Annotated in this window: 16 protein-coding genes and 1 tRNA gene; 10 read left to right on the top strand and 7 right to left on the bottom strand. The window is 71.5% G+C overall.

Going from position 1 to position 21,039, the window contains the following annotated elements:
• Positions 1-567 precede the first annotated feature (567 nt).
• Complete coding sequence (locus CRV15_RS16300) at positions 568-1,749, bottom strand: DUF2786 domain-containing protein (protein ID WP_009996514.1); 1,182 nt, start codon at positions 1,747-1,749, stop codon at positions 568-570.
• A 317-nt stretch (positions 1,750-2,066) separates the two neighbouring features.
• Here CRV15_RS16300 and bla point away from each other — a divergent pair, with 317 nt between their 5' ends.
• The 6 genes from bla (at position 2,067) to CRV15_RS16270 (ending at position 11,320) form a co-directional block, all read left to right on the top strand.
• Entirely contained in the window at positions 2,067-3,011 is a 945-nt protein-coding gene (bla, locus tag CRV15_RS16295; protein ID WP_003960860.1) for a class A beta-lactamase, read from the top strand.
• Positions 3,012-3,070: 59 nt separating this feature from the next.
• Positions 3,071-3,628 (top strand): sugar O-acetyltransferase, encoded by a 558-nt coding sequence (locus tag CRV15_RS16290; RefSeq protein WP_003953621.1) that lies wholly within the window; start codon positions 3,071-3,073, stop codon positions 3,626-3,628.
• Between the two features lie 161 nt (positions 3,629-3,789).
• Entirely contained in the window at positions 3,790-5,505 is a 1,716-nt protein-coding gene (locus CRV15_RS16285) for a bifunctional 3'-5' exonuclease/DNA polymerase (RefSeq protein WP_003960861.1), read from the top strand.
• A 297-nt stretch (positions 5,506-5,802) separates the two neighbouring features.
• Entirely contained in the window at positions 5,803-8,103 is a 2,301-nt protein-coding gene (locus tag CRV15_RS16280) for an ATP-binding cassette domain-containing protein (protein WP_003960863.1), read from the top strand.
• Between the two features lie 660 nt (positions 8,104-8,763).
• Entirely contained in the window at positions 8,764-10,086 is a 1,323-nt protein-coding gene (locus CRV15_RS16275; RefSeq protein ID WP_003953626.1) for a glycosyltransferase family 2 protein, read from the top strand.
• Complete coding sequence (locus CRV15_RS16270) at positions 10,076-11,320, top strand: glycoside hydrolase family 26 protein (protein ID WP_009996515.1); 1,245 nt, start codon at positions 10,076-10,078, stop codon at positions 11,318-11,320. The genes CRV15_RS16275 and CRV15_RS16270 overlap by 11 nt, the downstream gene beginning before the upstream one ends.
• A 99-nt stretch (positions 11,321-11,419) precedes the next feature.
• Here the strand turns inward: CRV15_RS16270 and CRV15_RS16265 are convergent, their stop codons facing one another.
• Positions 11,420-12,481, bottom strand: a complete 1,062-nt coding sequence (locus CRV15_RS16265) for a glycoside hydrolase family 26 protein (protein ID WP_230864131.1) — start codon at positions 12,479-12,481, stop codon at positions 11,420-11,422.
• Between the two features lie 675 nt (positions 12,482-13,156).
• On the opposite strand from CRV15_RS16265, the gene CRV15_RS16260 reads away from it, so the two are divergent.
• The 3 genes from CRV15_RS16260 to CRV15_RS16250 all read left to right on the top strand — a co-directional run bounded on the left by CRV15_RS16260 (position 13,157) and on the right by CRV15_RS16250 (position 14,912).
• Complete coding sequence (locus CRV15_RS16260; RefSeq protein WP_009996517.1) at positions 13,157-13,855, top strand: cytochrome P450; 699 nt, start codon at positions 13,157-13,159, stop codon at positions 13,853-13,855.
• A 58-nt stretch (positions 13,856-13,913) separates the two neighbouring features.
• Positions 13,914-13,987: transfer RNA gene (locus CRV15_RS16255), tRNA-Thr, on the top strand.
• Between the two features lie 253 nt (positions 13,988-14,240).
• Positions 14,241-14,912, top strand: a complete 672-nt coding sequence (locus CRV15_RS16250) for a hypothetical protein (protein WP_003953631.1) — start codon at positions 14,241-14,243, stop codon at positions 14,910-14,912.
• On the opposite strand, the gene CRV15_RS16245 is transcribed toward CRV15_RS16250, so the two are convergent.
• The 3 genes from CRV15_RS16245 to CRV15_RS16235 form a co-directional block, all read right to left on the bottom strand.
• A complete protein-coding gene (locus CRV15_RS16245; RefSeq protein ID WP_009996521.1) occupies positions 14,831-15,694 on the bottom strand; it encodes a hypothetical protein in 864 nt (287 codons plus the stop codon). The genes CRV15_RS16250 and CRV15_RS16245 overlap by 82 nt on opposite strands.
• A gap of 277 nt (positions 15,695-15,971) precedes the next feature.
• Positions 15,972-17,615, bottom strand: a complete 1,644-nt coding sequence (locus CRV15_RS16240) for a tyrosine-type recombinase/integrase (RefSeq protein ID WP_003953633.1) — start codon at positions 17,613-17,615, stop codon at positions 15,972-15,974.
• Positions 17,612-18,253: a helix-turn-helix domain-containing protein gene (locus tag CRV15_RS16235; RefSeq protein ID WP_003953634.1), complete on the bottom strand. Its 642-nt coding sequence runs from the start codon at positions 18,251-18,253 to the stop codon at positions 17,612-17,614. The genes CRV15_RS16240 and CRV15_RS16235 overlap by 4 nt, the downstream gene beginning before the upstream one ends.
• Positions 18,254-18,343: 90 nt before the next feature.
• Here CRV15_RS16235 and CRV15_RS16230 point away from each other — a divergent pair, with 90 nt between their 5' ends.
• Positions 18,344-18,595 (top strand): hypothetical protein, encoded by a 252-nt coding sequence (locus CRV15_RS16230; protein WP_003953635.1) that lies wholly within the window; start codon positions 18,344-18,346, stop codon positions 18,593-18,595.
• Between the two features lie 127 nt (positions 18,596-18,722).
• Here the strand turns inward: CRV15_RS16230 and CRV15_RS16225 are convergent, their stop codons facing one another.
• A complete protein-coding gene (locus CRV15_RS16225) occupies positions 18,723-19,619 on the bottom strand; it encodes a phosphotransferase family protein (RefSeq protein ID WP_003953636.1) in 897 nt (298 codons plus the stop codon).
• Entirely contained in the window at positions 19,616-20,995 is a 1,380-nt protein-coding gene (locus tag CRV15_RS16220) for a helix-turn-helix domain-containing protein (protein WP_003960869.1), read from the bottom strand. The genes CRV15_RS16225 and CRV15_RS16220 overlap by 4 nt, the downstream gene beginning before the upstream one ends.
• Positions 20,996-21,039: the final 44 nt, after the last annotated feature.

Genomic DNA, 21,039 nt, shown 5'->3' with positions numbered 1-21,039 from the left:
GGGCTGAGGGTAGCGCCGGGATTGCACGGTTTTGCGCATTTTTAACCAAGCCGGGCCCACCGACCCCGAGCCCCCGCGCCTCAAACTCCCTCAGAGGGGGGGCACCCCCAGGGGGTGTTTCGCGGGGGTATTTTCTCCCTCCCACCGGACGGGAGTGTGCCCGCTTCCCGCGCCGAGACGGCCCGGCCCCGTGGTGGGGAGTGCAGGGGGTCGTCCCCTGGGCGGGACCCGAGGCCGTCCGCCTCCCACCGGACGGCACTGTGCCCACTTCCCGCACCGAGTGGGCCGTCTGCCCGTGGTGGGGGGTGCAGGGTCGTCCCCGGAAGGGACCGGCGGAGAACCGCCCGCGCCTGGACGTCGTCCCTTGGGTCTGCCGGCCCTGAGGAGTCGAGCCCGGAGGCCCCCACACCCCGCACCCGACGACCGACCCGAGCACACCAAGCCCGTCCGGCGATTGAGGACGGACCCCGCACCCCACGGAAAACCTCACGCGCAAGCCGACGGACCCCTGGCCCACCCCCCAGGCGCGGCCCCGTCGTCGGGAGCCAGCCCCCGAACCCCCGCTCCTCAATCACCGGAGGGGCTGAATGTGCCCCCGCCCCGCAACCCCCGCCGCGAAGAACCGCCCCCATCATGCACCCGCGCCGCGTCCGCCGCCGCGCGCCCTTCGGACCACCCGGAGGCATCGGTGGCGCCGCGCACCCGGGTGGCGCTGGTGTGGGGGAACAACTCGTCGACATGGGCGGAGACGGCGACCTCACGGGTCGCGAGAACGGGCAGCAGATCCGGCGGCGCGGGCACGGCGGCGGTGGCGCGGGCGAGGCGTTCGCCGAGGCGGGTGGCGTAGGAGAGCAGAAAAGACTGACGGAACGTCTTGGTCCGCTTACGGCCGCCCGCCCGCTGCGCGGCCTCCGCGCGGGTCATGGCCGTCGTGCCCTGGACGAGCAGCGAGGTGTACAGCAGCTCGACCGCCTCCAGGTCGCTCTCGAAACCGACGACCGTGGAGCACCCCAGCTCGCTGTTCCACACCGCACGGCAGCGGTTCGCGGAGGCCGTCGCGTCGAGCAGGATCGCCTTCGCGGTCTCGTAGGGCGCGTCGACCCCGATCCGGCGGGCCGCCGGGGTCTCGGCCCGGTGCTCCGGGAGGGCGGCCTCGTCGAGGGCGTACCGGGCCATCAGTTCCTGGGCCTTCGCGGTGAGCGCCTCAGCCTCCTCGGGGAAGGTCGTCGCCTCGGCCTTCGCGAGCAGGGCCCGGACGCGCGCGAGCATCCGGGGCTCCAGCCCCGCCGCCGCGACGAACGGCGTCCCGGGAACCGGTCCCACCGCTTCCAGCGCCGGCAGTCGGACGAGCACCCGGTACAGCTCCAGCACGGCGGTGGCGTACGAGAACCGGTCCGTCCTCCCGCCCCGCGCGCCCGCGCCGCCGGGGCCGCCCCGCCCCCCGAGGACGTCGAGGGCGTCGAGCTGCACGGCCCAGCGCGGCGGCAGCGTGCCGTATCTCCCGCACTCGGCGAGGACCAGCTCCGTGAGCAGCGGTATGTGGTGCGGGGCGAGGTCCCGTCGCGCCAGGCGGGCCAGGTCGGCGGGCTGCCAGCCCCGCTCCCAGGCGCGGCGGATCAGCTCCTCGCCCCGGCGGGCCAGCTCCGTGTCCGCGTCGGGGGCGGCGGCGAGCAGCGAGGCGCCCCGGTCGAGCGCGGCGTCGTCGTCGGTGTACAGCGCGGCGGCGAGCGCGTCGTCCACGGTCGTCATCAGGGGCACCTCCTCACTCCCCCGATCATCGCAGGCCCCACTGACAGCCGCCCCGGCCGCCCGGCCACCCCACCGCTCGGCCGCGCGCACCCGCCGCCCGTCCGGAACGCTCCGTCCACAGCCTGTGGACAGGGAAACGCCACCGCGCCCCCGTGGCGTCCCCCGGGCCCCACCGGCACGCCCGCGAGGACGCCACGCGCCCCGCCGCCGGTTCCCGTCAACGCCGGAGCGTCCACCAGAAGGTGGAGCATAAGCACCAGAAAGCACCCAAAGAGCCATATGGTGCCGAGTGATCACTACAGCCCCCGGGATGTCAGATGACCCACTCGCCCCTGCCCTCGCACCCCAACCGGCGTTCCCTGCTCACCGTCGGCGCGGGGACCGCGCTGACCGCCGCGTTCGCCCTCACCGGAACCGCGCCCGCGCGCGCCGCGCGCCCTCCGGCCCCCGCCGACCTCGCCGGACCCCCCGCCGCCCTCGTCCACGCCCGGCTCCGCGCGCTGGAGCTGGAGCACTCCGCCCGCCTCGGGGTCTACGGTCTGAATCTGGCCACCGGACGGAGCGTCCTCCACCGCGCGGACGAGCGCTTCCCCATGTGCTCCCTCTTCAAGACGATCGCGGTGGCCGCCGTACTGAGGGATCTCGACCGGGACGGCGCGTTCCTGGCCCGGCGCATCCGCTACACCCAGGCCGACCTGGTGGAGCACTCCCCCGTCACACCGGGCCGGCTGAGCACCGGGATGACCGTGTCCGAGCTGTGCGGCGCCGCCGTCTGCCGCAGCGACAACTCGGCCGCCAACCTCCTCCTGCGCGAGCTGGGCGGACCGTCCGCCGTGACCCGTTTCTGCCGTTCCGTCGGCGACCGGGTGACACGTCTCGACCGCTGGGAACCGGCGCTGAACTCCGCCGAGCCGTGGCGCGCCGAGGACACCACCAGTCCGCGCGCCATCGGACGCACCTACACCCGGCTGGTTCTCGGCCCCGTGCTCGACCGGCCGGACCGGCGGCGGCTGACGGAGTGGCTGCTCGCCAACACCACCAGTGGGGACCGGTTCCGCGCCGGGCTGCCCGGGGACTGGCGGCTCGGCGACAAGACGGGCGCGGGCGAGCACGGCACCAACAACGACGCGGGCATCGCCTGGAAGCCCGACGGCACCCCCGTCGCGCTGGCCGTCCTCACCACCAAGCGGGAGCCCACGGCGCCGTCGGACCCGCCGCTGATCGCGAAGACGGCCGCGCTGCTCGCCCGGGCGCTGGGGTGACGCCGCGGACATCCGGGTACGGATGACCCCGCCCGCACCCGAGAGAGACGAGGCCCACCGTGGGCGAGCAGAAGAACCGCATGCTGGCGGGGGACTGGTACATCTCCGACGACCCCGACCTGACCGCCGACATCGAGCGCCGCATCGCGCTCTGCGCGGCGTACAACGCGAACGGCGGGGCCGCCCTCGGCGACCGCCCCGCGATCCTGGCCGAGCTGCTGGGCTCGGTGGGGAAGGACGTCAGAATCCGGCCGCCCTTCCACTGCGACTTCGGCACCTATGTCTCCATCGGGGACCGCACCTTCGTGAACGTCAACGGGGTCTTCCTGGACGTCGCCCCGATCACCATCGGCTCCGACGTCCAGATCGGGCCGAACGTCCAGCTCCTCACCGCGACCCATGAACTGGACACCGAGCGCCGCCGGGCGGGCTGGGAGAAGGGCCTGCCGATCACCATCGGGGACAACGTCTGGCTGGGCGGCGGGGTGATCGTCTGCCCCGGAGTGACGATCGGGGAGAACACCGTCGTCGGCGCGGGGACGGTGGTGACCAGGGATCTGCCCGCCGGAGTGCTGGCCGTGGGCAACCCGGCCCGGGTGGTCCGCACCCTCGGCTGAGCCCTGAGCCCTGAGCCCTGAAGCCCCTGGGCCCGGGTCCGGCCCTGGGCCCTGGCGGCTCGCCGCCCCGCGGCGCGGCGAGGACGCCGGAACGGCCCGTTCGGGTGAGGGAGCCGCGCCGTCCCGGGGCATTGTCAGACCCTGCTGCCAGAATCGAACCCATGAGCGAAACAGGGGCTCGGTGGGCCCTGGCGGCGGCGGAGGGCGGCGGGGCACGGCTCGTCCCCCTCGGCCCCCGCGGGCTGCCCTCCGGCCCCGTGGTGGAGGCACCCGACCTGGTCACGGCGGTCCGCGAGCGACCCGCCGCGGCACGCTGGATCTGGCGGTCCACGCCGGAGGTCTTCCCCCGGCTGCTGGAAGCCGGTGTCCGCGTCGAGCGGTGCTACGACATCGAGGCCGCCGAGCAGTTGCTGCTGGGCCACGAGGGGCGGCTCGGGGAACCCCGTTCGGCCGCCGCGGCCCTGGCCCGGCTGCGCGGCGGCCCCGTGCCGCCCGATCCGCCACCGCGCACGGCCGAGCCCGGGGCGCAGTCCTCCCTCTTCGAGCCGCAGCCCGCGCCGCTCTCCCTGGAGTCCCTGCTGGAGGTGTACGCGGAGCAGCAGCGCCGCCACGACGCCACCGCGCACCCCGGAAGGATGCGGCTGCTGACGGCGGCCGAGTCGGCGGGCATGCTGGTGGCCGCCGAGATGCACCGCGCCGGGCTGCCCTGGCGCGCGGACGTCCACCGGCAGGTCCTGGACGGGCTGCTGGGCGAGCGGTACGCGGGCGGGGGCGAGCCGCGGCGGCTCGCGGAGCTGGCGGACGAGGTGTCGGCGGCCTTCGGGCGGCGGGTGCGGCCCGAGCTGTCCGCCGATGTGCTCAAGGCGTTCGCGCGGGCGGGTGTGCGGCTGCGGTCCACCCGCCGCTGGGAGCTGGAGGGGATCGACCACCCGGCGGTGCCCCCGCTGCTGGAGTACAAGAAGCTTTACCGCATCTGGGTCGCGCACGGCTGGGGCTGGCTCCAGGACTGGGTCAGGGACGGCCGGTTCCGCCCCGCCTATCAGCCCGGCGGCGCGGTCTCGGGCCGCTGGACCACCCTGGGCGGCGGCGCCCTCCAGATCCCGAAGGTGATCCGGCGCGCGGTGGTGGCGGACGCGGGCTGGCGGCTGGTGGTCGCGGACGTCGACCAGATGGAGCCCCGGGTGCTCGCGGCCGTCTCCCGCGACCCCGGGCTGATGGAGGTGGCGGCCCACGAGGACGACCTCTACACCCGGCTGTCCGACCGCGCCTTCTCCGGCGACCGCGAGCAGGCCAAGCTGGCGCTGCTCGGCGCGGTCTACGGCCAGACCTCCGGCGACGGGCTGAAGAACCTGGCGGCGCTGCGGCGCCGGTTCCCGGCCGCCGTGGCGTATGTGGACGAGGCGGCCCGCGCGGGCGAGGAGGGCCGGCTCGTCCGCACCTGGCTGGGGCGGACCAGTCCGCGCGCCGTCGGGCGGGACGGGGACGACGAGGCGGGCATCCCCCAGGAGGCCCCGGACCCGGCGGGCGACCCCGCCGCCGGGGCTGGCCCCGCCACCGGCTTCACCCCCGGCTACGCCTCGTCCGACGCGCGCGCCCGGGGCCGTTTCACCCGGAACTTCGTCGTGCAGGGCAGCGCCGCCGACTGGGCGCTGCTGCTGCTCGCGGCGGTGCGGCAGGCCCTCGTGGGGATGCGGGCGGAGCTGGTCTTCTTCCAGCACGACGAGGTGATCGTGCACTGCCCGGCCGACGAGGCCGACGCGGTGGTGGAGGCCGTACGGCAGGCGGGCGAGACCGCCGGCGAGGTGGCCTTCGGCAGGACTCCGGTGCGGTTTCCCATGACGACGGCGGTGGTGGAGTGCTACGCGGACGCGAAGTGACGGCGGTGGCGGCATCGGCCGCGCCGGTGACGACGCCGTGGGCGGCGGCGGCCGGGAGCGGCAGAGGCGGAAGGCGGTCGAACGGGTCGTGGGACCCGGGCGTCGCCGCGATACCGGCGGCGACCGGGGAACGGAGGTACGACCCGCGCAGCGGGGGAGCGTGACCTCCGGGCCCGAGTGCCCCGAGTGCCACCGGCCACCCGGGCCTTCCCCTCCATTGAGGCATTGACCGTGACGCGACGGTGATCGGCCGCGTTGGCCTTGAGCCAAGCGCCAGGGACACCGAGACGGGGTTGTATGACACAGCGGACGGAACAGACGGACAACCCGGAGAAACCGGCCCCGGCGGAGCCCGTGCCCGGGGGTAACGGCGCCGCGGCGGCGGCCCCGGGCACAGACGCAGACGGCCGGTCCGACGGCACGGGCCCCGGGGAGCCGCGAGCCGCCGCGGCGAACGGCGGCCGTCCCACGGCGGCGGAGCAGGACGGCCGTCCCGCGGATACGGGCGGCCGGGCCGCGGAGCCGGGTGCGGACGGCCGGAACGCGGAGCCGGATACGGGTGAACGGGAGACAGGGCCGGGCACGGACGGGCAGGACGGGAGGCCGGGCACGGACGGCGGGGACGCCGGAGCCACGAGGGACACCGGGGACCCCCAGGGCGCCGCTCGGTCCCCCGAGGGCGCCGCCGAGGTCTCGGAGTCGGAGCAGTTGCTGTTCGGCGGGCCGCTCCGCTACGACGCGGGCTGGGACCAGCACACCGGCTCGTTCCTCGAACTCGGCCTGCGCACCATGATCGCTCGGATGCCCCGGCTGATCGCCTCCACCGTCCGGCTGGCCCATCGCGCCGACCCGCGCGCCCTGCGCCAGGTCGCGAGCGCCGAGTTCGGCGGCGGTGTCGCCCAGGCGGTCGGTCTGGTGGCGGTCAATCAGGTCCTCGTCCAGGTACTGGCGCCCGGCGCCACCAGCGAGCGGCTCACCGCGGCCCTGCCCGCCCTCCTCGCGGTCGCGCTCACCGCCCTGGTCGGGGCGCTGCTCCGGTCCGCTTCCACCGCCGGCACAGGCAGGCTGGAGCCCAAGGTCTTCCGGGTGGCGACCGAGGAGTACCTGGGCCGGGTGGCCCGGGTCGAGCTGACGGCGGTGGAGGACGAGGAGTTCCACAAGCTGCTCGACTCGGCCCAGTGGGGCGCGGAGTCCGCCCGTCGCATGATCAAGTACTGCACCTCGGTGGTCACGGCGGGGATCTCGCTGATCGCGGCGGCCGGAGTGCTGACCGTTCTGCATCCGGCGCTGCTGCCGCTGCTGGTGCTGATGACCCTGCCCAGCGCCTGGAGTTCGCTGACGATCGCCCGCCGCCGGTATGTCTCGTTCCATATCTGGGTCCAGCACGCCCGGGCCAGCCAGTTGCTCGGGCGGCTGCTCACCGACGCGCAGGCGGCGCCCGAGGTGCGGGTGCACAACATCGGCCCGTTCCTGCTGCGGCACTTCCGGACCATGGCGGAGACCGGCGAGAAGGAGCAGACCCGGCTGGCCCGGCTCGCCGCCCGCACCGGACTGATCGCTTCCGGTTGGACGGGGCTCGCCACGGCCGCCGCGTACGGGACGCTCGGGCTGCTGCTGTGGACGGGCGCGATGGACCTCGCCGTGGCGGGCACGGCCGTGATCGCCATCCGGACCGGCTCCACCAATCTGGAGGCGCTGGTCGTCCAGCTCAACTACCTCTACGAGGAGAGCCTGTTCGTCGCCGACCTGGAACGGCTCTGCCAGGAGGCGGACCGGCGGCTGATCCCGCCGACGGGCCAGGCGCTGCCCCGCGAAGTCGGGGCCATCCGCTTCGAGAAGGTCTCCTTCACCTACCCGGGCGAGGACGGCAAGCCCGCGCTCGACGAGGTCGACGTCACCATCCCCACCGGCCGTATCGTCGCCCTCGTCGGCAACAACGGCAGCGGCAAGTCCACACTCGCCAAGCTGCTCTGCGGTCTGTACGCACCCGACTCGGGCCGGATCATGTGGGACGGGGTGGACGCGGCCCGGGCGGACCGCGCGGAGCTGTTCGACCGGATCGCCGTCGTGGCACAGGACTTCTACCGCTGGCCGTTCACCGCCCGGATCAATGTGGCGATCGGACGCCCGGAGGCCCCGTACGACGACGACTGCCTCGACGCGGCGGCCGAGTACGCGGGGGCGGACCGGACGATCGGCTCGCTCCCGCGCGGCTGGGACACCCTGCTCGCCCGCGGGTACAAGGGCGGGCACCAGATCTCCGGCGGGCAGTGGCAGCGGCTCGGCATCGCCCGCGCCCGCCACCGGGACGCGCGGATCCTGGTGGTGGACGAGCCCACCAGCGCCCTGGACGCCGAGGCGGAGCAGCGGGTCTTCGACCAGATCAGGTCGCTCGCGGCCGAGGGGCAGACCGTCGTCCTGATCACCCACCGGCTGCACAGCGTCCGGCACGCCGACGAGATCTATGTGATGGAGGAGGGCCGGGTGATCGAGCACGGCTCGTTCGAGGAGCTGATGCGGCCCCGGGGCGGGGCGTTCCGCCGGATGTACCTCGTCCAGTCGAACCAGTACGCGTATGCGGGGGAGGAGACCGGATGAACGTGCTCCGGCGGCCGGGGCACGGCACGCCGCGGCTTCCGGACGCACGACGGCCCCCGAACGCGGCGGTCCGTACTCGCGCTTGGGACGCGTCGGCCGGTCCCCGGACCCGGGACACTGCGGCCGGTCCCCGGGCCAGGACCACGGCGCCCGGTCCCCGAACAGCCCCCGCGGCCCGGCCCCGTCCTCCGTGGAGAGACCGCGCCGGATCGGCTCGGCGCTCCCCGCCGGGAAGGCCCTCCGCCCCCTGCCGGCCACCGCGCCGGAGGTGAGCAGGGGGAGCGCCGGGGCATCGGCCCGGCCCCGCCGCGGACGTCGGCGACGAGGGTTTCCTCCACCCGGGCGGCGCCCTCAGGGGGTGGGCGGCTTCCCGGCGGCGGGGAGGGAGACCGGAGGGGCGAGCGCACCCGGACGCTCAAGGGGGTTTCTGTTCCGCATCGATTACGGAACACTTTCGACTCTCTGCCGCGACGACTGTGTGGCATGAGTGGTTTTTAATGCTTTGTCACCCGGTTGCCCGGCTAACGTGTCCGTGCTGCCCACCCCACAGCGACAGCCTCAGCCCCACCGGCCCGTCGCACCCCAGCTCGTCGATGCACTCACACATATGGACACGTGCGGTCGCGCCCTGTGCCGGATCGCCGGCTCCGGGAATGGCCCATGCTCGCGTTTCTGCTTGAGATCAGGGAATGGTGGATCCAGGGAACCGTTTACCCGTTCGCCGTCTTCATGACCATGATCTGGGGCCTGTGGGTACTGCGCATCCTGCTGGCCCGGCGGTACCGGCCCTGGACCCAGCCGCACACCACGACCACCTCCGTGATCATCCCGGTGGTGGACGAACCGGAGGACCTCTTCCGGGCGGTGCTCCAACGGATCATCCAGCAGCAGCCGACCGAGATCATCGTCGTCGTCAACGGCCGCAGAAACCCCGATCTGGAGCGGATCTGCTCCGATCTCGACGTGATGTGGATATGGACCGAGACCCCCGGCAAGCGGAACGCCCTGCGGGTCGGACTCGGCCACGCCACCGGTGAGATAGCCGTCCTGGTCGACTCCGACACCGTCTGGACCAGGAACACCCTGAGCGAGCTGGTCAAACCGTTCAAGGACGCGAAGGTCGGCGGAGTCACCACCCGCCAGCGCATACTGGAGCCGGGCCGCTCCGTGCTCACCCGCTGGGCCGACTGGCTGGAATCCGTACGCTGCCAGTACTCGCTGCCCGCCATGAGCGTCATGGGCACCGTCGGCTGTCTGCCCGGGCGGACCATCGCGTTCCGGAAGCAGATCCTCGACGACTGCATGGAGGACTTCCTGAGCGAGCGGTTCCTCGGGGTCTTCCTGGAGGTCAGCGACGACCGGACGCTGACCAACTACACGCTCAGGGCCGGATACAGGACCGTCTACCAGTCCAGCTCACTGGTGTACACGGACGCCCCGCTGGAGCTGGGGAAGCTGGCGAGACAGCAGTACCGCTGGGCGCGCGGCTCGCAGTACAACACCCTGCGGATGTTCTGGTGGATGCTGCGCCACGCCAAGGTCCTCTGGCTCTTCTATCTGGCGGACATCCTGGTCCCGTTCGTCCTGCTCGGCACCTTCGCCTCCTGGGGCCTGGCCGCCTTCGAACGCAGCCGCCCCGGCATCTACAACGAGCTGCCGCTGCCCGAGACCGGCTGGCACGCGCTCCTCTTCATCCTGGCCCTCGCCGCCGTGATGTCGCTGATCTCCATGGCGGTGCGCTTCGGCAGACACTTCGCCTACCGCCCCCGGGACATGTTCTATCTGCCGGTCTTCATGCTGATCAACACACTGCTGCTGCTGCCGGTACGGCTGCTCGGCTTCTTCCGTATGGCGCACAACGCGAGCTGGGGCACCCGCGCCGACAGCTTCGCCGGTGAGCGCGCGCGCAGTCCCCTGGTCGTCGTTCCCTACTTTCTGGGCGGAGCCATGCTGTTCGGGTCGGTGATGATGAGTGTCCGGTGACAGGTCTGCCGGGGGGAAACGGCTGCACTGGTGGAACCGGGGCACCGGCGTCCGGCTGCGGCTGTGGATGGCGTTCAACATGGTGCTGCTCGCCGGGCTCTGCTACGGCGTCTATCTGCTGGTGCAGTCCAACTCCAGCCCCACCTTCACCGCGTTCGGCCGGCAGGAGGACAGAAGCCTGGCCGACCGGCTGATACCCGGCTCGGGCTCCTCGCCGATACCCGGCCGCGCCGATCTGCTGAAGCCCGAGGGACGCCACTTCGGGGTCAGCACCTATGAGGCGCCGTGGTCCAAGGAGGAGATCACCCGGGTGTCCGACGCGGCCGGGACCCGGCCCACCATGGTCGAGTACTTCGTGAACTGGACCAAGGAGTTCGACCCGCAGGCCATCGACGCCTCGTACCGGCAGGGGATGCTGCCCGTGCTCTCCTGGGAGCCCTGGGCGGGCAAGGAACTCGGCATCGACCAGCCCGACTACCGGCTGAGCACCATCCTCGCGGGGAAGCACGACGCGTACATCGAGCGCTTCGCCCGGGATGTCGCCGCGCACGACTGGCCGCTGGCGATCCGCTTCGCGCATGAGATGAACGGCGAGTGGTACCCCTGGTCCGAGCAGTACAACGGGAACAGGCTCGGGGAGTACCAGCAGGTCTGGCGCCATGTGCACACGATCTTCCAGCGGGCCGGGGCCGACAATGTCATCTGGCTCTGGAGCCCCAATATCCTGCGGCCGGTCCCGGACATCTCGCTCAAGCAGCTCTATCCGGGCAAGGAGTACGTCGACTGGGTCGGCGTCGTCGGCTACGCCGTGAAGGAGAAGAAGGCGGCGGCGGTCTTCGAGCCCACGCTGAAGGAGCTGCGGAGCTTCACCGACCAGCCGCTCTTCATCACCGAGACGGGGGCCCAGCCGAGCGCCCACAAGCACCGGTGGACCACCGACTTCTTCCGCTGGCTGAACGCGTCCCCGGACATCGCCGGGTTCATCTGGTTCGAACGGGACAAGGCGGAGGGCGGCCACTCGGACTGGCGGTTCACCGCCGATCCGCTGACGACGGAGGCGTTCCGGGAGGGCATCGGGACGGTGGACCTGGTGTCGTCGCCGACCCGCTCGTCCCCGGCCCATTCATCCGGGGACGGTGGAGGCCCCTCCGGAGGAGACCCGTCCGGAGGAGACCCGTCCGAGGACGGTGTCGCACCGCGGAACCCCTCGCCGCGGGGCCCCTCGCCGGAATAGCGGAGCCTCGCCGCCTCGCCGGGCCGGGGAACACCGCAGTCGCGGGGCGGGGCAGGGCCGAGGTCCCAGGGGCGGGGTCTCAAGGGCAGGGGCGGCGGATCACGTGGAACGGCCCAGGCCGGACCGCTCGCGGTCGGACTCCCCCAGGTCCGAGTCCCCCACCCGGATCGGCTCGCCGTCGGGCACCCGTGCCAGCTCGACCCACTCCAGCCCGCCCCGGAAGGCCCGCTGGGTGCCCGGAGTCTCGGCGAAGCGCCAGTCCTGCTTGCCCCCCTGCACGGTGTCGCGCTCGAACCACACAAACCCGACGACGTCCGGATTGCGGTCCAGCCACCGGAAGAAATCCGCTATCCAGCCGGCCTTCTCCACGCCCGGCTTCGCCCCGGTCTCCGCGATGAGGATCGGCCGCCGGGTGATCCGCCGGATCTCGTTCAGCGCCGGGTCGAGGACCGCTCCCGCGGTCTTCTCGTGGCGGCGGTAGCCGGTGACCCCGACGAGGTCGACGTACTGGTCACCGGGGTAGAGCGGACGCAGCCGGACCTCCTCCACCGTGCGCAGTATGTTCGGACTCCAGTGCCAGACGACATTGTCGGCCCCGGCCTCGGTGAAGACATCATGGACATGCCGCCAGGCCCTGACGTACTCCCCCGGGCGATTCCCGTTGCGCCCCTCGGCCCAGGGGAACCAGGTGCTGTTCATCTCATGGGCGAACCGCAGGATCAGCGGACGGCCGTGGACGCGTATGTCCTCGGCGAACCTCCTGATGTACGGGTCGTGCCGCCCCTCGGTGATCCGGGCCAGCGCGTACTCGGGCTGCTCGGTGCCCGCCTCCTTGGAGGCCCAGGGTTCCCAGGTCAGCAGGGGTACGGCGGTCTGCTCGTACGCGGCGTCCACGGCCTGTGGCCGGTACTCCTCGTTCCACTTGACGAAGTACTCCAGGAGGTTGGGCCGTACCCCCGCCTTCTCGGCGACGAGGTCGGTCTCCTCCGGGGCGAAGGGCGTCCGCAGCGTGCTGATGCCGAAGTAGACACCCCGCTCGGGGATCAGCCGCTCGGCGGCGAGGGAATTCGCGGACACGGGAGCGGGCGGCGGCCCGTCGTCACCGGATCTTCCCTTCGGCGCCCCGCCGTCCCCCTCGGAGCAGCCCGTCAGCAGCGTCATGAGACACACCGGCAGCACCAGCAGCGTTCTTCGCGACGACGCCCGCCCCAAGGGCCGCCGCCGGGCGGGTGACGGGGCCACGGCCGGAGGGGAAACGAGGAATTCCGGTTGTCTGTGGGACACATGAGCAACCTACCGGGCGGGTCCGGAGCCGCCCCCGGAGCGGGGGCTCACGCAGCGGGGCCGCACCCGTGGGACGAGGACCGACCACCGCACGTGACCGTCGCGCCCCTGGCGGAGACCGGCCGTGGAGAGGTGGGCATCCCTGCGGGACGAGAGCGCGCCGCGGGCCCTCCCGTTCCGGCGGACCGACCTCCTCGGACCGCCCACCGGAGTCCACGGGGCCGCGGGCGGAGGGCACCGTACGCGGGGCCCGCACCATGGCCGGTGACCTCGCCCGGACCACCCCGGCCATGACGCGGTACGACAGCTCCTCGGCGACCCCGTCCCGTCGTTCTCCCCCGGCCGGGTCAGGGCGCTGAGCGGACGGATCGGCACACTCGTCGACGGCCTGCTGGACTCCCTGGAGCTGCGGACCCCGCCCGCCGACCTGCACGACCTGCTCTCCGAGCCGCTGCCGGTCCTGATGATGTGCGAGCTGTTCGGCATCCCCGCCGGGGACCGCGACCGGTTCCACGCCTGGTCCGGGGCGTACGGACGGTACGACGACCCCCGGTGGCACAGGCGGCCGAACGCGCGCTCTTCGGTTGTGTCCGGGAGCTGGTCGACCGCCGCAGGCGGGAGCCGGGCGAGGACGTGATCTCGGACCTCGCCGCCCTGGGGGAGCTGCCCGAGGAGGAGATCGTGGCGCTCACCGCACAATTGATCTTCGCCGGGCACAGCACGGCGGTGCGCCATATCGTCCTCGGGGTGCTGCGGCTGCTGCGGCACCCCGAGCAGTACACGGCGCTCGGCGCCGATCCCTCACTGGTGCCGGGCGCCGTCGAGGAAATGCTGCGGATGAGCGTGCCGAGCGACCACGGACTGGTCCGCTACGCGCACACGGACCTCACCGTCGACAGAGTGACCATCGCCACGAGCGACGCGGTCCTGCTCTTCCACCGCGTGGCCAACCGCGACCCCGCCGCCTTCCCCGACCTGGACCGCTTCGACACCACCCGCCGCCCGGACCACCCCAGCCTGGCCTTCGGCTACGCCACCCGCCTCTGCGTGGGCGCCCAGCTCGCCCGCGCCCAACTCCAATCGATCCTCACCCGCCTCCCCCACCGCTTCCCCGCCCTCCACCTCGCCGTCGCCCCGGACACCCTCCGCCCGACCCCGTCCCGGATCACGGGCGGCCTGGAGGAACTCCCCGTCACCTGGCGATCCGGCCCCACCCCGCAGTGGCGTGGGGCACCCCTGCGGACCCTGTAGACTTAGCCCCGCTGCTGATCCGAACGCTATATCGGACGTATCGGTCCATCCGCAGCTTGCCGCCTTAGCTCAGTTGGCCAGAGCAACGCACTCGTAATGCGTAGGTCTCGGGTTCGAATCCCGAAGGCGGCTCGGAAGAACCTCAGGACTCACTCACCGTGACCTGGGGTTTTTCGCATTTCCGGAGTGGTTTCCGGGTCGGTGGCGGTTCCCGTTCTGTGCTGGCTGGTCCAAGGGGAGCGCAAGGGGAGCGCATGTGCGCAGCCGGTGCGCGGAGGGTGCGCGACGACGGGCGCGGAATTGCGGCCGAGCGGTGCGGACGGACTCTTCATCGGGGCGGATCGTTTTGTGGAATCACTCCAAGATCACCTCGTAGGCTGGGGGTGTGGCTGATCCCCAGGAGACCGTCCAGTTCAAGACCTTGGCCGCACAGGCGAGTGCCGTGCTGCTGACCCGTGGGGTTGAGGTGGAGACCACTGCCGTGCACGGGGTCGTCGCCCACCTCGTCGGCGCGATGGCGGAGCGGGTCGGGACGGACAAGGGAGAAGCTGTCCACCTGGTCACCCCGGAGGCGGTGGCCGAGATCATCGTGAAGGCGGCCGGCGAACGGGAGCCTGGGGCCGCCCCGCCCCATGCCGTGCGGCCGGTCCGGGTGAACGACGGGCTCGTACGCGTCCGGGTCGAATCGCTGGGGCATTTGGTGATGGCCACTGCGCAGGCAGGGAAGTACGCCTCCCTGAACGGCGACGGTCCGATGGCCGCCCATCTGCTGGACCTCGGTACCGAGGTCGGTGCCGCTCTCGTGCAGCGGCATGCTGAGGGGGAAGCGGAGATCCCGGTCGGCGTGCTGGACGAGGTCGCCGACCGGGTGGACACCGTGGCCGACCGCGTCGAGACGGCCGGCTTGCCCTGCCCGTCATGCGGCACCACGCCGCACTCGCGCGGGGGCTCCGAGAGGAGACTGCCAGATAGCGCTCAGTCAGTCAGGGACCGCAGCCGCACCACGGACTCGGTGCCCAGGATGAGAAGCCCGTTCGAGGCGTTGTGCCGCTTGTAGACCGCCCCGGGGATGAGGGCGGGCGACTGCGTGAGCATTCGTCCGAGCCGGGCAGCGTCGACCTGCTCGTTCCCAGGCGCCCACAGCAGCACCGGGTAGTCGCGCCGCGCACTCGGTTCGTGCCAGGTCGGCTTGATGCCGAGTTTGTACCAGATCAGCATGGCTCGGGTCATCAGGGCACTTCGCAGAGGCGTGCAGGACCTGCGGGCCCAGTGGTGGGCGAGCGCGGTCTCCTTGGGCAGGAGAATCTTGCTCGTCCACAAGGGTGCGATTCCCGGATCGGTATGCCAATCCGTCTCCATGTTCAGCCTCCGCCGGAAGTCCCGCCGTGTCCGGCCCGTCGACGCGCGGGAGTCGATCAAGTCGAGACGGCCGCCCGTGGGGAGGTGGATCAGGCGCAGCCGGCGCTTGTTGTGGCTTTCAAGGCGGAGACCGGGGATCCCCGAGACGCGATGCCCGTCGTGGAGCAGCGGGAGCAGACGGGCCGCGATGCGGCAGGCCGTGTTGGTGTGAACGTCGAACTGCCCCGGCCGGGAGACGATCGTGTTGAAGTAGCTCTCCGCGCTGGAGAGCGCGCCGCCCGAGGGTGGCTCGAAGGGGTGCCGATTTTCGTAGGTGCTCATCAGGCAGGTGGCGAGCATTGCCTGGAAGTCCTGCTGCTGTGGTCCGGCGTTGTCGAGACTGGGGCGGCCACAGGAGATGCGCTCGATCGTCCGCTGGTCGATGTAGAGGTGAGCCGTCAGGGCCTTCCGCTGAGCACGGTCGTTCGTGTGCGGGGACATCGGGGGTCCGTTTCCACGGCCGATCACCCGGGCTGCACTCGGCCGCTCGTCACAGGAACCCATGCGGGACAAGACGGCGATGGCGCATACGCGCGGAACTGGGCATCGCACCCGAGAGGCTTCTCTGCATACCCACCCGGGTGGGCCGCCAGCCTGCGGGCTGTTCCAGCCCTTACGGGAAAGCTAGCGCACCACCAGCACGATCAGGGGTGCGACACGCGGGCCGTCCGGAAACAAGGCGGCCCGCGCGTCGCCACCGGCCCGCGCACTTCGAGGGTCAGGCCGTGAGCGCTGCCCCTTGGGATGCGCCGCAGGAGCAGGCGCACGCACAGCCGGGCGCGCTCCCGATCGGGGTGTCCGTCCGGGCGGCGCGCTGGGCGATCACCGAGCGGATCGCCTGCGGGGCGCGGGGGACGAGCTTTACCACGGCCTCGGCGGCTTCGCGGGCGAGGTCGTCGAGGACGGACTGGTAGATGTCCCGGGTGATGCGGGTGTCGGAGTGGCCGAGGGTTTCGGAGACGACCTTGATGTCCACGTCGGCGGCGAGCATGAGGGTCGCGGCGCCGTGGCGGAGGTCGTGGAGGCGGATGGGCGGGAGGCCGGCCTCGGCGACGAGCCGGTCGAACAGGTCCGAGATCTTCCCGGGGTGCAGGAGGGAGCCGTCCTCCTCGGTGAAGATCCGGCCGGTGTCCTGCCAGGCCGTACCCCACGGGGTCTTCTCGGCCTCCTGGATCAGGCGCCGGGCCTCGATGCTTTCGACGGTCTCTGTGTCCAGGGCGACGACCCGCACACCGCTGTTGGTTTTCGGCAGGCCCTCGTGGACCTCCCAGCCGTCCTGGACGAGCTGGGTGGCGATCGTGAGGGAACGATTCTTCGCCGAGAAGTCGGTCCAGCGCGGGGCACAGCCCTCGCCGCGCCGGACACCCCGGAAGGCCAGCAGCCGCCACATCGCCTCCAGGCGGTGGCCCAGGATGTGGTCGAGGAAGGTCCCGAGCTGTTCCGGGGTCCAGACCATGACCGGGGAGGGGCGCACGCTGGTGCGCTTCCACTCGGCGATCCGTTCGTCGGCCCAGAGCAGGGCCTTGGGCTTGGTCCCGGGCAGCAGTTCGACGTGCTCGGCGGCGTTGTAGCCGGAGGGGAGGATGCGCTGGCCGATGGCGACGTTGAGCGCGGCCCGCAGGGTGTCGCGGATGTGGTGTTGGGTGTTGACGCTGGTGACCCGCCTAAAGGGCGGCATCGCGGCGATTGCCGCCTTGAGCGCCTTGCGCCGGGCGCGGTTCTCCAGCCCCTTCCACGGGATCTCGTCCAGCTCGGCGAGGGCGGCACGGCGCTGGGCGTTCTGTTCCTGGATCTCGATGTTGCGCTCGTTGATCGCGTCGAACATCCGGTTCAGGTGCTTCACGGCAAGCTTGTCCAGGCGCAGCTCACCCAGATGCGGCTTGAGGTGGACACGGATGTCGACCTCGTACCGCTTGTAGCCGCCGACGCGCAGGCCCTTCTTCCCGCCCAGCCACTCGTCCAGCCACTCGGCGACGAGGGTACGGGCGTTGAGGGGCTGCCCGGCCTGCAGCCGCTCCCTCGTGCCGTCGTAGTCCGGGAGCACGTCCTTGCTCGCCGCACACGCCTCCAGCATGTCGCAGACGGCGAGGAGTCCCTCGGGGTCATCCGCGTCGGGGAGAGCGAGCAGCGCCCGGACCTTGCCCAGCTCCGTGGTGGCCTCGGTCGAGGACGCGAAGCCGGAGCGCCGGAACTCCCGGCGGGTGCCGTCCGGCCGGTTGGCCAGCTCATGGCGGATCGACCAGGTCCCGTGCCGCCGGTTGGACAGTTTCGGGCAGGAGCTGCCCCAGTTCTTCCCCGTCTCGGGATTCCGGCAGGAGCACCGCCGGGTGACCGTACCGCCCTGGTTGGCCTTGGTGCTCAAACCTGGCCCTCCGCAGAAGGCCCGCCGCCACCCAGCTCGTCCGGGAGCGGAGGCGGGGTGAGGCCGCGCTCGCGCATCCGGTCGCGGAAGGCGTGCAGCTCGCGCTGGTCCTCCCCGGCCAGTTCCTCGTGCGCGGCGACAGTGTCCAGCAGGGCGGCCCGGCGTCCGGCGTCGGTGGCGAGGGTGGCCTTGCGGCGCCGCTCCCTGGCCATGCGGGCGGAGGTGAGGGCGGTGGTGACGGCGTCGCTGTGGGCGCGGAAGAGGTCGAGGACCTCCCGGGGGGAGCCCTCCGGGGCGGGGTGGTCGAGGCGGGTCTCGCCGGTGAACCAGGCGAGTGCGTCCCAGGCCGGGATGTTCTGACCCGGGAGGGCCTCCACGGTGGGCTCGGCGTCCAGCGGGAACAGCAGGGTGACGGGCGGGACCCGGTAGACCTGGGACAGAACGAGGAACTCGCCGAGGTCCACGGAGGTTCGGCGGCCGGTCTCCAGATTGGTGATCGTCGTCGCCGGGATCGGCAGGCTCGCGGAGGCGCATGCCTCGGACGCGGCGGCGACCGTGAGGCCGGCGGCCTTCCGAGCCCGGCGCAGTTGCCCGGCCACCCGGGCGGTGAAGGCGGGAGACCAATCACTTGATGTCATGGTGACAGATTACGGCGCTAAAAAACGTTGCCACAACATTCGTGGTACCAATTCTGCTGTCAGAGCAAATCTCGGCGATCGGATCGCATCATGACAACGCAGAGCCCTGCCCGGGGGATGAGCCGCGAGGACCTCCTCGCCCTGCCGGTCGCAGTCGACCTCGACACCGCCAACCGAGCCCTCACCATCGGCCGCAGCACCGGCTACGCCCTGGCCAAACAGGAGGAGTACCCCGTGAAGGTGCTCCGGCTCGGCAACGCCTACCGCGTCATCACCGCCGACCTTCACCGCCTCCTCGGCATTGCGCCAGAGCTTCCTGTCGGACAGGTCCAGCCGCAGTGATGGCCGGGCGGAGCCGCCCAGCATGGTCCGCTTGTTGCGGGGTATCGCCAGGTGTGGATCGGTTCCCAGTCTCCCCGTAGCCCTCGGAGACAGGCCGACGCCAGGAAGATCTATTTCCGGTCGTCCCTCATCCCACGGCCTCCCAACGCCAAGGGCGGGGGCCCCGAAGGCCCCGGACGCAGGCAAGCCGATACTCCGCCTCCCGGAGCGCGCTCGGGTCTTGACCTGCGGTCTGGAAGGCGAAGGTCACGAGCCGAAGCTCCCTTACGGCCTGCATGATCGGATACCCGGCCCATGCCCGGACGTCGTAGCCGTATGCGGCGCAGAACCGGTCGTACTCCTCGGCGGTCAGCGTGCCGAAGCTGTCCACTTTGACGGCCGTCGAGGTGAGGTCCCACTCGCGCAGGCCCAGCGACACCCGCTCGAAGTCCAAGAGGAACCGCTGGCCGTCCGAGGTGACCGCGCAGTTCCCCTCCCACGCGTCGCCGTGGATCACGCACGGGGGATGTGCGGCCGGGAGTTCTGCCCACGCTCGCTGGAGTTCGTCGAGGCGGGTGAGGAGGAACCGCCGGTCGGTCTCCTTGAGAGAACTCGCGGCGTCGATCCGCTCGCCGACTCTGACGAAGGGGGCCATCCGGCCGAGTGGAACCTCAACGGGCAGTGGCAGTTCGTGCAGTTGGCGCAGGAGGGGTGCCAGATCGGACGGCGTGCCGTTCTGATGTGGTGGCAGCTCCTCCCAGAAGGTCGCGGCCCGCCCGTCGACCTGCACGGGCTGTTCCCGATCGAGAGGGCGTACAGCCGGCAGCCCTTGGACAGCGAGCCACCGGGTGACCGCCACTTCACGGGCCGCCGCCGCTGACTGGCCCGCGCGGGCGATCCGTACCACGACACCCCCCTGGCCCCGGAGCCGCCAGAGATCGTTCTCGGCAAGACGGATCGGTACTGCACCGATGGAGGACAGCCCGACGGCCAAGGTGACCCTGTGCAGGAGATCGAAAGGTCCCTCGACGGGGTCAGTTATCACGCTTGGACGACGCCCTTGATCCGCAAGCGCAGCCCGGAGACCTCCGGGGACTTGTAGCGTGCCGCTGCCCGCGCGAGCGCCCGGACGTCGTCGACAGCCCGCCGGGAACTGAGGCGTCCGACTTCATCCAGAGCCCGATGCCCGGTAGCCACTGCCTCATTCGGGTCTCCCGTGGACATCATGAGGGTCGCCAGCTTGGTGCCGGAGAGTGCCCGGGAACGCACGTACGCCTGGGTGTGGCCGTTGACGGCGGTCCGCAGCCGTTCGGCTGCCTCACGAGGGCTCTGTCCAGGCAGGAGAGCGATATCGAATAGCGCATGGCCCGTATCGCCGTAGTGCTGGGCGTGATCGTAGAACGACATCCAGGCCACGTCTTCCCCGGGCCGTGCCCGGCTGAACGCGTCGTCGGACTGGCCGATGGCAGCCAGGGTCTCCTGGTGGTTCTCCATCCTGGCCCAGGCGCGTGCCCTCGCGTTGTGCAGCATGGCCTGCTCGCGGGAAGTCAGCCTGTCGGCCCGTACCAGTCCGTTCTCGGCATGAGTGAGACCGGTGTCCGGTGAACCAAGCCAGATGTCCTGGCGGGCGAGTACGTTGAGGGCTCGTGCCCGAAGGTGCCAGTTGTCGGCGGCCTCGGCGCACTGGACGCCGAAGGTCACGAGCTTGCGGGCGTTCTCGTGCTCGTAGGCATCGAACGCCGAAGCCCCGATCGTGATGGCGAGTCGCCCGACCGCGGTGAACAGATCGGCTTTCAGGCCGGGCGGGCACTTCACTTCGAGTAGACTCTTTGCCCAGGTCAGATGGCCGATGGAAGCCTCTCGGACCATCCCTCCGCCGCCGTGGAGGTTGTCCCACTTGGCAAGGGTCGTGGCGGCTGCGCCAACCTGTTCGATGTCCTCGGCGTGGACGGTTGTGGGAGGGGGGCTTTGTCCAGACCTTGGGATGAGATCGGCGAGGACCACGGGGAGAGCGGCTCCACCGCTCAGGACGAAGACGCGGCGTTCCACGGGAGGGACTCCATTCAGAGGGGATGTTCGGCCCGACTTCAGGATGCCCGCGCTCTCCCGCTCGACGCCGTCCACGGAGCAGGCGCACTCGGAGTTGTCCGCATCAGCACGCCTCTTGTCCGCTTCCACTCGGCTCCATAGCCGACGTAAGGCACCTCCGGCGTCGAGCACGTCGTCGAACCGGCCGGCCAGGACGGCGTCGCACGGGCGCTCGTTTTTCTCGATGCGCTCGATACTCGTACCACTTAGGTTGACCAGCTCGCCCAACTGTTTTGAGGACAGCTTGCGGACCCGTCGCCAGTTCCGAAGCTCTACGCCCCACCAGTCCCGCGTGGACTTCAGGTCATCCAGTGGTCTCGGCTTCTGCGGCATTGTTCCTCCGAGCAACCTGATGCGGACAGATTGCCAGACATGAG

Source organism: Streptomyces clavuligerus (assembly GCF_005519465.1).
Lineage (GTDB): Bacteria > Actinomycetota > Actinomycetes > Streptomycetales > Streptomycetaceae > Streptomyces > Streptomyces clavuligerus.
Note: the sequence above shows the minus strand (reverse complement) of the source record. Positions and strands in the feature narration are given on the sequence as shown.

Bases quoted from the DNA above. Each gene is read 5' to 3' on its own strand.
- CRV15_RS16275 (WP_003953626.1), top strand. From the start codon at position 8,764: ATGCTCGCGTTTCTGCTTGAGATCAGGGAATGGTGGATCCAGGGAACC.
- CRV15_RS16220 (WP_003960869.1), bottom strand. From the start codon at position 20,995: ATGCCGCAGAAGCCGAGACCACTGGATGACCTGAAGTCCACGCGGGAC.
- CRV15_RS16285 (WP_003960861.1), top strand. From the start codon at position 3,790: ATGAGCGAAACAGGGGCTCGGTGGGCCCTGGCGGCGGCGGAGGGCGGC.
- CRV15_RS16265 (WP_230864131.1), bottom strand. From the start codon at position 12,481: ATGACGCTGCTGACGGGCTGCTCCGAGGGGGACGGCGGGGCGCCGAAG.
- CRV15_RS16235 (WP_003953634.1), bottom strand. From the start codon at position 18,253: ATGACATCAAGTGATTGGTCTCCCGCCTTCACCGCCCGGGTGGCCGGG.
- CRV15_RS16280 (WP_003960863.1), top strand. From the start codon at position 5,803: ATGACACAGCGGACGGAACAGACGGACAACCCGGAGAAACCGGCCCCG.
- bla (WP_003960860.1), top strand. From the start codon at position 2,067: ATGACCCACTCGCCCCTGCCCTCGCACCCCAACCGGCGTTCCCTGCTC.
- CRV15_RS16245 (WP_009996521.1), bottom strand. From the start codon at position 15,694: ATGTCCCCGCACACGAACGACCGTGCTCAGCGGAAGGCCCTGACGGCT.
- CRV15_RS16230 (WP_003953635.1), top strand. From the start codon at position 18,344: ATGACAACGCAGAGCCCTGCCCGGGGGATGAGCCGCGAGGACCTCCTC.
- CRV15_RS16300 (WP_009996514.1), bottom strand. From the start codon at position 1,749: ATGACGACCGTGGACGACGCGCTCGCCGCCGCGCTGTACACCGACGAC.